The organism is Bradyrhizobium sp. Y36, assembly GCF_002531575.1.
GTDB lineage: Bacteria > Pseudomonadota > Alphaproteobacteria > Rhizobiales > Xanthobacteraceae > Bradyrhizobium.
Map to the genome: position 1 here is coordinate 1 of NZ_NWTI01000002.1, position 11868 is coordinate 11868.

The 11868-nt window shown below is 64.5% G+C and carries 11 protein-coding genes; 6 read left to right on the top strand and 5 right to left on the bottom strand.

Features of this window, described 5'->3' with window-relative positions; translation table 11 throughout:
* The 4 genes from CO669_RS03385 to flaF form a co-directional block, all read left to right on the top strand.
* Positions 1–1390 (top strand): DUF1522 domain-containing protein (locus CO669_RS03385; protein ID WP_143278611.1); only part of this gene is annotated, 1390 nt, incomplete at its 5' end.
* A gap of 330 nt (positions 1391–1720) precedes the next feature.
* Complete coding sequence (locus CO669_RS03390; protein WP_097657988.1) at positions 1721–4015, top strand: DUF1522 domain-containing protein; 2295 nt, start codon at positions 1721–1723, stop codon at positions 4013–4015.
* Between the two features lie 219 nt (positions 4016–4234).
* Positions 4235–6529, top strand: coding sequence for a DUF1522 domain-containing protein (locus CO669_RS03395; RefSeq protein ID WP_097657990.1), 2295 nt, complete (start codon positions 4235–4237; stop codon positions 6527–6529).
* A gap of 294 nt (positions 6530–6823) precedes the next feature.
* A complete protein-coding gene (flaF, locus tag CO669_RS03400) occupies positions 6824–7192 on the top strand; it encodes a flagellar biosynthesis regulator FlaF (protein ID WP_008554779.1) in 369 nt (122 codons plus the stop codon).
* A gap of 117 nt (positions 7193–7309) precedes the next feature.
* Here flaF and CO669_RS03405 read toward each other — a convergent pair whose 3' ends face one another.
* From CO669_RS03405 to CO669_RS03420, 4 genes are all read right to left on the bottom strand, one after another.
* Positions 7310–7669, bottom strand: coding sequence for a hypothetical protein (locus tag CO669_RS03405; RefSeq protein WP_097657992.1), 360 nt, complete (start codon positions 7667–7669; stop codon positions 7310–7312).
* A gap of 159 nt (positions 7670–7828) precedes the next feature.
* Positions 7829–8326, bottom strand: coding sequence for a hypothetical protein (locus CO669_RS03410; RefSeq protein WP_097657994.1), 498 nt, complete (start codon positions 8324–8326; stop codon positions 7829–7831).
* 11 nt (positions 8327–8337) lie between these two features.
* Positions 8338–8709, bottom strand: coding sequence for a flagellar assembly peptidoglycan hydrolase FlgJ (gene flgJ, locus CO669_RS03415; protein WP_198963809.1), 372 nt, complete (start codon positions 8707–8709; stop codon positions 8338–8340).
* A complete protein-coding gene (locus CO669_RS03420) occupies positions 8709–9833 on the bottom strand; it encodes a flagellar basal body P-ring protein FlgI (RefSeq protein ID WP_097657998.1) in 1125 nt (374 codons plus the stop codon). The genes flgJ and CO669_RS03420 overlap by 1 nt, the downstream gene beginning before the upstream one ends.
* Before the next feature lie 283 nt (positions 9834–10116).
* Between CO669_RS03420 and CO669_RS03425 the strand changes: the two genes are divergently transcribed.
* Entirely contained in the window at positions 10117–10530 is a 414-nt protein-coding gene (locus CO669_RS03425; RefSeq protein ID WP_097658000.1) for a flagellar assembly protein FliX, read from the top strand.
* Positions 10531–10726: 196 nt separating this feature from the next.
* Here CO669_RS03425 and CO669_RS03430 read toward each other — a convergent pair whose 3' ends face one another.
* Positions 10727–11098, bottom strand: coding sequence for a winged helix-turn-helix transcriptional regulator (locus tag CO669_RS03430; RefSeq protein ID WP_097658002.1), 372 nt, complete (start codon positions 11096–11098; stop codon positions 10727–10729).
* Between the two features lie 149 nt (positions 11099–11247).
* Between CO669_RS03430 and CO669_RS03435 the strand changes: the two genes are divergently transcribed.
* Positions 11248–11859, top strand: a complete 612-nt coding sequence (locus tag CO669_RS03435; RefSeq protein ID WP_097658004.1) for an NAD(P)-dependent oxidoreductase — start codon at positions 11248–11250, stop codon at positions 11857–11859.
* Positions 11860–11868: the final 9 nt, after the last annotated feature.

Sequence of the window (11868 nt, forward strand, 5' to 3'; positions counted from 1 at the left end):
CGCCGTCACGCTGAGGAGCTCGACGGGTGCGGATCTGAGCGTCACCGGCAAGGCCGACCTGCTCAAGGCCCTCGCCCTGACAACGGCTGTCGGCGGCGGCAACGCTACCGTGAACGTCAACCGGACCACGAGCTCGGCCTCGCTGGGTGCGGAGATCTCGGACGGTTCGACGCTGAACGTCGACGGTCACGTCATCACCTTCAAGAACGCGCCGATCCCGGGTTCGACCGGTGCTCCGAGCGTTCCGACCGGGTTTGGTGCGAGCGGCAACGTTCTCACCGACGGCGCCGGCAACTCGACGGTCTATCTGCAGGGCGGCACGGTCAACGACGTCTTGAAGGCGATCGACCTTGCCACCGGCGTGCAGACCGCGACGGTCAATGCCAACGGCACCGCGACGGTCGCGACCGCCACCGGCCAGACCAACTCGTCGATCAACGCCTCCGGCCAGCTCAAGCTCTCCACCGGCGTCAACGCCGATCTGTCCGTCACCGGCACCGGCAACGCGCTGAACGTGCTCGGCCTCGCCGGCAATACCGGGACCTCGACGGCCTTCACCGCGGCGCGTACCTCCGGCGTCGGCGGCCTCACCGGCAAGACCTTGACCTTCTCCTCCTTCAACGGCGGCACGGCGGTCAACGTCACCTTCGGCGACGGCACCAACGGCACGGTCAAGACGCTCGATCAGCTCAACAGCAAGCTGCAGGCCAACAACCTGACGGCGACGATCGACGCCAACGGCCTGCTGACGGTCTCCACCACCAACGACTACGCGTCCTCGACCATCGGTTCGAACGCTGCAGGTGGTGCGATCGGCGGCACGCTGACCACGGCTCTGACGTTCTCGACGGCTTCCACTCCCGTCGCGGACACGGTTGCCCAGACCTCGCGTGCGAACCTGGTCAACCAGTACAACAACATCCTGAACCAGATCGACTCGACCGCCCAGGACTCCTCGTTCAACGGCGTCAACCTCTTGAACGGCGATCAGCTCAAGCTGGTGTTCGACGAGACTGCGAAGTCGAGCCTCAGCATCACCGGCGTGACCTACAACTCCAAGGGTCTGGGCCTCGCTGCGCTGACCAGCGGTGTCGACTTCATCGACAACGCTGCCACCAACAAGGTGCTGACCAACCTGAACGCGGCGTCGAGCACGCTGCGCTCGGAAGCTTCGGCTCTGGGCTCGAACCTGACGATCGTGCAGGTTCGTCAGGACTTCAACAAGAACCTGATCAACGTGCTGCAGACCGGCTCGTCCAACCTGACGCTAGCCGACACCAACGTCGAAGCGGCCAACAGCCAGGCGCTGTCGACCCGCCAGTCCATCGCGGTCTCCGCGCTGTCGCTGGCCAACCAGTCGCAGCAGAGCGTGCTGCAGCTGCTCCGCTAAGTCGCGGACGACATCGCAGGCAAGATCCGGCGGCGGGGCTTCGGCCCCGCCGCTTTCTTTTTGTTTAACGCTCGCAGACCTCGAGAGGGCAGGCGCCGCTCGAAAAAGTAACCAGCGGTTATGGTTAATGGAGCGTAAGCGCCAGGAATCACCAATGATTTCAGATGGATTGTCGATCGTCTCGGCGCCTTCGACCCGCTTATGGTGAACCGGCGCCTAACGCAGGCGACGTTCGTTTCACCCTTTGTTAGCCATGTCGCGGCACGCTGGCCCCGTCACTCGATCCAGAAGCGATCGAACGAAGACGCGTAAGCCAGAAGGGTAAGAGTCATGTCCGTTGTTCTCTCTGCGTCGGTTCGTCAGAACCTGCTTTCTCTCCAGTCCACCGCTGATCTTCTCGCCACCACACAGAACCGTCTGTCGACCGGCAAGAGCGTCAACTCGGCCCTGGACAATCCCACCAACTTCTTCACCGCACAGTCGCTCGACAACCGCGCCAGCGACATCAACAATCTGCTCGACAGCATCGCCAACGGCGTGCAGGTGCTGCAGGCTGCCAACACCGGCCTGACCTCCCTGCAGAAGCTGATCGACAGCGCCAAGTCGATCGCCAACCAGGCGCTGCAGACCACGGTCGGCTACTCCACCAAGTCGAACGTCTCCACCACCATCTCGGGTGCGACCGCGGCCGACCTGCGCGGCACGACGTCGTTCGCCAGCGCCACCGCGAGCAGCAACGTGCTGTATAGCGGCGCGGCCGGCGGCACCACGGCGGCGACCGGCACCAGCACGCTCGGCGCCAGCATCGGCGTCTTCGCAAGCACTGGCGCAACCACCGGCGCCGGCGGTACCACGACCCTCGAAGGCACCATCACGCTGATCGCCACCAACGGCACGAGCGCCAGCGGCCTGGCCGGCAACGCCCAGCCCGCCGACGGCGACACCCTGACCGTGAACGGCAAGACCATCACCTTCCGTGCCGGCACCGCGCCGGCGGCGACCGGTGTTCCCGCCGGTTCGGGCGTCAGCGGCCACCTCGTCACCGACGGCAACGGCAACACCACCGTCTATCTCGGCAGCACCGGTACGCCTTCAACGCTTGCGACCGTCGACGATCTGCTGAGCGCGATCGATCTGGCCAGCGGCGTGAAGACGGTCTCCATCACCTCGGGTGCTGCGACGATCGCCGTGAGCGCCAGCCAGCCAGGTGCTGCGGTTTCGACCGTTGCCGGCGGCGCCGTCACGCTGAGGAGCTCGACGGGCGCGGATCTGAGCGTCACCGGCAAGGCCGACCTGCTCAAGGCGCTTGCCCTGACAACGTCGACGGGTGCGGGTAATGCCACCGTGAACGTCAACCGCACCACGAGCGCGGCTTCGCTGGGTGCAACCATCACGGACGGCTCGACGCTGAACGTCGACGGTCACGTCATCACCTTCAAGAACGCGCCGGTTCCGGGCTCGACCGGTGCTCCGAGCGTTCCGACCGGTTATGGTGCGAGCGGCAACGTCGTCACCGACGGCAACGGCAACTCGACGGTCTATCTGCAGGCCGGCACGGTCAACGACGTGCTGAAGGCGATCGACCTTGCCACCGGCGTGCAGACCGCGACGATCAGCGCCAACGGCACCGCGACGCTTGCGACCGCCACCGGCCAGTCGAACTCGACGATCAATACGTCCGGTCAGCTCAAGATCTCGACCGGCGTCAACGCCGACCTGTCGATCACCGGCACCGGCAATGCGCTGAACGTGTTCGGCCTTGCCGGCAACACCGGTAACGCGACCGCCTTCACCGCGGCGCGCACCTCCGGTATCGGCGGCATCGCCGGCAAGACCTTGACCTTCACCTCCTTCAACGGCGGCACGGCGGTCAACGTCACCTTCGGCGACGGCACCAACGGCACGGTCAAGACGCTCGACCAGCTCAACAACAAGCTGCAGGCCAACAACCTGTCGGCGACGATCGACGCCAACGGCCTGCTGACCATCACCGCATCCAACGACTATGCGTCCTCGACCCTCGGCTCGACGGCTGCCGGCGGTGCGATCGGCGGCACACTCACCTCGGCGCTGACCTTCTCGACCGCTTCCAACCCGGTTCAGGACGGCGTCGCCCAGACGGCGCGTGCCAATCTGGTGTCTCAGTACAACAACATTCTGAACCAGATCGACACCACCTCGCAGGACTCCTCGTTCAACGGCGTCAACCTGCTCAACGGCGACCAGCTCAAGCTGGTGTTCGACGAGACCGGCAAGTCGAGCCTGAACATCACCGGCGTGACCTACAACTCCAAGGGTCTGGGTCTTGCCTCGTTGACCGTCGGCGTCGATTTCATCGACAACGCCGCCGCCAACCGGGTGCTGACCAACCTGAACGCCGCGTCGAGCACGCTGCGCTCGGAAGCTTCGAGCCTTGGCTCGAACCTCTCGGTCGTGCAGATCCGTCAGGACTTCAACAAGAACCTGATCAACGTGCTGCAGACCGGCTCGTCCAACCTGACCCTGGCCGACACCAACGTCGAAGCGGCCAACAGCCAGGCGCTGTCGACCCGCCAGTCCATCGCGGTCTCCGCGCTGTCGCTGGCCAACACCTCGCAGCAGAGCGTGCTGCAGCTGCTTCGCTAACAAGTATCTGAAATACTTAAGTAAAATGGAGCGGCGGGGCCATTTGCCCCGCCGCTCTTTTTTGCATCCGGAGGCGGGCAGGGGCGTTCATCGGCCATTAACCCTATCCCTTAAACCGGCGTTAACCATACTTTAAAGGAGACCCCCTAAGACTGGACAAAAGCCCGCTTTGCAGACCGCGCGGCCGATTCGTATCCGGTTCAAGAGGAAGACTCGCCAATGTCCAACATCGTTCTCTCGGCGTCCGTTCGCCAGAACCTGTTGTCGCTGCAGTCGACGGCCGACTTGCTGGCCACGACGCAGGAGCGGCTGTCGACCGGCAAGAAGGTCAACACGGCGCTCGACAATCCCACCAACTTCTTCACGGCGCAGGGGCTGGACAACCGAGCGAGCGACATCAGCAACCTGCTCGACGGCATCAACAACGGCGTGCAGGTGCTGCAGGCCGCCAACACCGGCATCACCTCGCTGCAGAAGCTGATCGACAGCGCGAAATCGATCGCCAACCAGGCGCTTCAGACCACGGTCGGCTATTCCACCAAGTCGAACGTCTCGACCACGATTCCGGGGGCGACGCCGGCCGATTTGCGCGGCACGACCTCCTATGCCAGCGCGACCGCGAAGAGCAACGTGCTCTACACCGGTGCCGCCGGTGGCGTGACCCCGGTGACGGGAACCGCCGCACTCGGCGCCTCTCTGGGCTCGAGCGCCGGCACATTGGTCGGATTTGCCGCGACCGCGGCCGACGGCACCACCGTGCTCAGCGGCACCGCCACGCTGGTCGGCACCACCGCGTCGACTACTTTCGGCGCTGCGCCCGCGGACGGCGACACCATCACGGTAAACGGCAAGACCATCACCTTCCGCACCGGCATCGCTCCGAGCACGCAGCCGACCGGCTGGGGCCTCGACGCCAGCGGCCACATCGCCACCGACGGCAACGGCAATTCGATCGTCTACGAGGGAACGCCGACTGCGCCGGGCGCGACCATCAACGACGTCCTCAGCGCAATCGACCTCGCCAGCGGCGTCAAGAGTGCAACGATCAGCGCCGGCGCGGCGACCATCGCGGTCAGCGGTTCGGCCGGTCCCGTCGGCACGCTTCAGACGGCATCGTCCATCTCGGGCGGCGGCCAGGTGACGCTGAAGAGCTCGACCGGCGCCGATCTGAGCGTGACGGGCAAGGCTGACTTCCTCAACAAGCTTGGCCTGACATCCGCCACCGGTGCGGGCAACGCGAGCGTGACTGCGAACCGCTCGACCACCGCGGGCTCGCTCGGCACTCTCGTTCAAGACGGCTCGACCCTGAACATCGACGGTCACACCATCACCTTCAAAAACGCACAGACGCCGCAATCGGCGACGAGCGTGGCCACTGGCTACGGCGTCAGCGGCAACGTCGTCACCGACGGCAACGGCAACTCGACCGTCTATCTCCAGAGCGCGACGCTGACCGACCTTCTCAATGCGGTCGACCTCGCCACCGGCGTCAAGACGGCGAATATCTTCAACGGCGCGGCGGCACTGTCGACCACCGCGGGCCAGATCCCGTCCTCGGTCAACAGCAGCGGTCAGCTGGCGCTCTCCACTGGCATCAACGCCGATCTCTCGATCACCGGCACCGGCAATGCCCTCAGCGCGTTCGGACTCAGCGGCAACACGGGAACGGCGACCGCCTTCACCGCGGCGCGGACCTCCGGCGTCGGCGGCGTCAGCGGCAAGACCCTGACCTTCTCCTCCTTCAACGGCGGCACGCCGGTGAACGTCACCTTCGGCGACGGCACCAACGGCACCGTCAAGACGCTCGACCAGCTCAATGTGCAGCTGCAGGCCAACCATTTGACGGCGACGATCGATGCCAACGGCGTGCTGACGGTCACCACCGTCAACGAATACGCGTCCTCGACCCTCGGTTCGACGGCCGCGGGCGGCGCGGTCGGCGGTACGCTCACCGGCGTGCTCGCCTTCACCACCGCGCAGCCGCCGGTTCAGGATCCCGTCGCGCAGACCGCGCGTTCGAGCCTGGTCAGCCAGTTCAACAACATCCTGGCCCAGATCGACACGACCTCGCAGGACTCGTCCTTCAACGGCATCAACCTGCTCAACGGCGATACGCTGAAGCTGGTCTTCAACGAGACCGGCAGCTCCACGCTCGGCATCAACGGTGTCGTGTTCAACGCGGCCGGCCTCGGCCTCAGCAATCTCGTCCCCGGCACGGACTTCATCGACAACGGCGCCACCAACAAGGTGCTGGCCAGCCTGAATGCCGCCTCGAGCAGGCTGCGCTCGGAAGGATCATCGCTCGGTTCGAACCTCTCGATCGTGCAGGTGCGTCAGGACTTCTCCAAGAACCTGATCAACGTGCTGCAGACCGGCTCGTCCAACCTGACGCTCGCCGACACCAACGAGGAAGCGGCGAACAGCCAGGCGCTGTCGACCCGACAGTCGATCGCGGTCTCCGCGTTGTCGCTGGCGAACCAGTCGCAGCAGAGCGTGCTGCAGCTGCTCCGCTAATTCAGAGAGCCAGGATCGCAATTCGAGATTTCGCGGCGGGGCTAACGCCCCGCCGTTCTTTTGAGGGAGATCGCTAAGACAAGATTAGCTGAGATCGGCGCGCATCACGCGAAGCAAGTTTACTTCGTGCATGCGTGGATCTAGCGTTGCGCTGACGAAGAGCTCCGCGACCCGTAATTATCCGGAGTGCTTCCAAGCACAACACGTAAGCAAATCTTAAGCGGTGCTGCCTAGGGTTGGGAAAGAAATCCTTAAGCGCGTACAACGCGCTAGGTAACCTCCAGGGTGTGATTGATGTCGAATTCCGCTGCCTCGGCTTATGCGCGTGTTGCAACGACCACCGCATCTCCTCGCGACATCGAGGCGCAGACCCTGCTGAAGGCCGCGAACAAGCTCCAGGATGCGGTGAACAACGCCGATCCGCTCAGCGAGCAGACCATGCAGGCCCTGATGTTCAACCGCAAGCTCTGGACCATTTTCCTGAGCGAAGCGATGCGCGACAACAACCCGCAGCCGATCGACGTCCGGCAGAAGATCGCCAACATCAGCGTGTTCGTGCTGAGCCAGACCGCCGCGCTGCAGATGAGCCCGCAGTTCGATCACTTCCGTCCGCTGATCGAGATCAACCGCAACATCGCTGCCGGTTTGTCCGGGCGGCCGTGACGGCTCCTCGTGATCGTCGGCATCACGAGGGTTCTGGACTGCCATCCTGCAGAAATGCGAATTTCGCGTTGACCGGTGTCGGTCAGACGCAGAGCGTCGCCATCGATCGCGTAATCGTCAGGCGCTGACGTCCGTGCTGAGCGGGCGCGAAGGTTCGGACTTCATGTCCAGGGCATGGAAATAGGCCCGCCGGCGCAGCATCGCTTCGTCCGGGAACTGGTTGACCACCGCTTCGGTCTTGTCGTTGACCACCTGGAAGACCATGGATGCCGACGCCTGGTCGAAAACGACCTGACGCGAGATGTTCTCGTGGCTCGGCAGATCGTTGCGCACAGGCGCGCTCGTATCCGCTGCGGCGACCGTCTGGCTCACCGGAAGATCAGTTTGCACAGCCTCGTTCGCCGCCGCGTTGGACGTCGCTACGATCTGCACGGGGGCCGGGATCCCCACCGGCCTGATGCTGAAATCTGTACTCATGGCAGCCTCCTGGTTGCCTTGATTGAGTCAAATCCCAACCCCTCTCAATACGCAACCATGGAACGCCAAGACTGAAGACCCGGTAACGAAACGTACCTAACCGCGCGACGATTTCGCCGCGCGGTTTTTCGTAAAATTGTCGCTTGTTCTTGCGTGCGCTCAGAGCGAGCGGCTGACCGCGAGCGGCGTGATGTGGCGCGGTCCTGGCGCCGCGCGGCGCCCCGCGGCCGTATAGGTGTTCGGCACGTTGCGCTTCTGGATCTCGGCATTGACGCCGCGCACGACGCTTTCGGAGACCGCGTGTGCGGTCGCGAGCACTGTGAGATTGACCTGGAGCATCGCGCGGAACGCATCGTGGTGGCGATGCAGCGTCGAGAGCAGCTCTGGCGCGGACTTCGCGAGCTGAGGTTGATTGGCCTTCAACTGGCTGACGGCAGCGACGTAGTTGCGCGACAGCTCCTGCTTCTTGCTCTCGAACGTCATCGCCTCGCGGACCTTGCCGGCGCGAACGAGCTCGGTCTCGCGCTCGATCAGTCCCAGCAGCGCGTTCATCGCATCCATCAGGTCTTCGGCGAGCTTGCGCGCCTCGGCGCTGCCGGGCGCTGTGGCCGGGCGCTGGGCCTGCATCGGCTGACGTGAGGCGCTGAACTGGTTCATCTCGTTGGACCTTATGCCGTACGAAGAGTGGTTTTTGCCTGCTGGATGATCAGGGTACGATAGACGTCCCGGGCCACGCCGACGCCGCCGGCATTGGCGAAGTTCTTGGAATATTGCTCGGTCAGCATCGAACGCCACACCCCGGTGCCCGGCGTGTCGCCGAACGGGCCTTCGCCTTTCAGGCCCGAGGTCATCTGCGAGAACATGCTGTTGAGGAACATCGCCTCGAAATCGGTGGCGGTCTTCTGCGCCTTGGCCTGCTGTTGCGGCGAGACCTTTTGCAGCGCGGCGGCGAGATCGAAATCAGGCCGGCCGTTGCGGCTCTCGACCGAGAAGGCCGAGGAGTTGTTGATGCGCGGGGTGTTGATCGCGTTGGTCTGCATCACATCACCTCGATGTCGGCTTCGATCGCGCCGGCGGCCTTGATCGCCTGGAGGATGCTGATCATGTCGCGCGGGCCGATGCCGAGGCCGTTGAGGCCGTCGACGAGCTGCTGGAGCGAGACGCCGTCCTTGACGACGGCCAGCTTCTTGCCGTCCTCGGTGACGGTGACGCTGCTGCGCGGCGCGACCACGGTGCGGCCACGCGACAGCGGATTGGGCTGGCTCACCTGCGGGCTCTCGGAGATCGTCACCGTGAGGTTGCCCTGCGCCACCGCGACGGTGGCGACGCGAACGTCGCGGCCCATCACGATGATGCCGCTGCGTTCGTCGATGATGATCTTGGCGGCGAGATCGGGATCGACCTGCAGCTGCTCGATCTCGGTGAGGAACGCGACGACGTTGCCCTTGAACTCCGGAGGGACCGACAGCTGCACCGTGGAGGGATCGATCGGCTCGGCGGTCTTGACGCCGAGATAGTCGTTGACGGCGGCAGCGATCCGCTTCGCCGTGGTGAAGTCCGCGTTGCGCAGCGCCAGGCGGACGTTCGGCAGGCGGTTGAGCGCGAACTCGATCTCGCGCTCGATGATGGCGCCGTTGGCGATGCGTCCGACGGTCGGAACGCCGCGCACGATCTTCGCCGCTTCGCCCTCGGCCTGGAAGCCGGAGATCGCGAGCGATCCCTGCGCCACGGCGTAGACATTGCCGTCTGCACCCAGCAGGGGGGTGACGAGCAGGGTGCCGCCCTGGAGGTTCTTGGCATCGCCGAGCGCGGACACCGTGACGTCCATGCGTGTGCCCTGGGTGGCGAAGGCCGGCAGATTGCCCGTTACCATCACGGCGGCGACGTTGCCGGTGCGGATGGTGGCGCCGCGGATGTTGACGCCCATGCGCTCGAGCATCGCCTGCAGCGACTGCTTGGTGAAAGGGATGTTGTTGAGCGTGTCGCCGGTGCCGTTGAGGCCGACGACGAGGCCGTAGCCGATGAGCTGGTTCTGCCGCACGCCTTCGATGTTGGCGAGATCCTTGATGCGCGAGGTCGCGCTTGCGGACGCGACCTGTAGCACCAGCGCTGACAGCGCTGCGCAGGCCACTCCGACAATCCTCACCCAACGAACGCTTGGCATCCTTTGCTCCCCAAGGATCCTCAAAAGGCTCCTCAAATCTCGGACCCATCTCAACACTCCCATGTCGAGCTGGTCTGGCGCTGTCCTTGCGAGGGCTGTGCCAACCCGGAGGGACAGGGGTAGGCCGCTGAATAGGTTGAATAAATCTGTTTCGACCGGCGTCAGCCGGCGTTCGCCCTGAGGAGCGAAACTGCCGCCTGTCGGCAGTTTTTGCCGGGCTGTTTACGCGCCGTTAACCATAAGACAGCGAAGGTGACGGCATCGATCACCCGGATTCCTTCCGATGCGCATCTACGGACCGAACGGCACCACGCTTGGAACGCCGGCCAGCCAGGCCAGGCGGACCGGCTCCGGCACCTTCGTGCTGCCCGACACCTCGTCGGCGCAGGAGACGCGGAGCGCCGCCGCACCGAAGGCCGCCACCAACATCGACGGGCTGCTTGCCCTGCAAGGCGTCGAAGAGGATCCGATCGAGCGACGCAAGCGCTCGGTCGCGCGCGGCCGGACCGCGCTCGACGTGCTCGACGATCTCAAGATGGGGCTGTTGTCCGGCAATCTCGACAAGTCGACCGTGTTGCGGCTGCGCGATGCTGCGGCGAACCTGAAATCGTCCTCGGGCGATCCGGGTCTCGATGCGGTGCTCTCCGAGATCGAGCTGCGCGTCGAGGTCGAGCTGGCCAAGGCCGGGCAGGCTTAGTCTGTCGTATCAAGCTGTCATCGCCCGCCTGGTGCGCAATTGCGCACGGGGGCGGGGCGATCCAGTATTCCAGAGACAGTTGTAATTGAGCCGAGAGTTCTCGGCGTACTGGATGCCCCGGTCAAGCCGGGGCATGACAGCGGAGTCTGGGGCGATGCGCGAACTCCAGACGTTACATTTCACGAGACGTTACATTTCACGCCGCTTCCTCCTTCTGCTGCGCGTCGTAACGGCGCTGGGCGGCGAGAACGTCCTTCAGATTCTGCTCGGCCCAATCGCGCAAGGGATCGACCGCGCCGGCGAGCGTCAGCCCGAGCTGCGTGATCGAATACTCCACCGTGACCGGCACGGTCGCGATGGCGTGGCGCCTGATCAGGCCGTCGCGTTCGAGCGATTTGAGAACCTGGCTCAGCATCTTCTGCGAAATGCCTTCGATCGTGCGGCGCAACTGATTGAAGCGCATCGGCTCCACGCGCAGCAGCAACAGGATCAGCACCGCCCATTTGTCGCCGACGCGGTCGAGGATCTGGCGGGTGGGGCAGTTCGCTGCATAAACGTCGGGTTTCATGGTCGAGCCTCGGACTCCAATTTCGTCGCTTGCGACACGCATGGGGTTACCCCTGTGTAATCAGGTAAGCACAAAGTGCTCTCTTAACACCAGCATTCTTTGCGATATCTAGTTTCTATTAGTTACCACAGAAGCAAAGGAAGCCTTCCATGAAAATCGCAGTTGCCGGCGCCTCGGGCCGGGCCGGGTCGGAGATCACCAAGGAACTGTCCCGCCGCGGCCACGCGGTCACCGCCATCGCCCGGAACCCCGAGAAGATTGCCGCCCTGCCGAACGTCACGCCGACCAGGGGGGACGTGCTCGACCAAGCCGGTCTTGCCAAGCTGTGGGCCGGCCACGACGTCGCCGTGAGTTCCGTGCACTTCCTGGCCAGTGACGCGCGCAAGCTGATCGGGGCGGCCAGGGACGCCAAGGTTGGCCGTTACCTCGTCGTCGGCGGCGCCGGCAGCCTCGAGGTCGCGCCGGGCGTGAAGCTGGTCACGACTTCCAACTTTCCGGCCCAGTACAAGGCGGAAGCCGAGGCGGGTTCGGCCTTCCTCGACCTGTTGCGGCAGGAGACGGAGCTGAACTGGAGCTTCATTTCGCCGTCGGCGCTGTTCGTCGAGGGCGAACGGACGGGCAAGTTCCGGCTCGGGACCGACCAGCTTCTCGCAGATGCGAACGGCAAGAGCTGGATCACCTTCGCCGACTACGCCATTGCGCTCGCCGACGAGATCGAGCGGCCGGCCCATCCGAGGGAGCGTTTCACGGTCGGCTACTAGGCTTTCGGC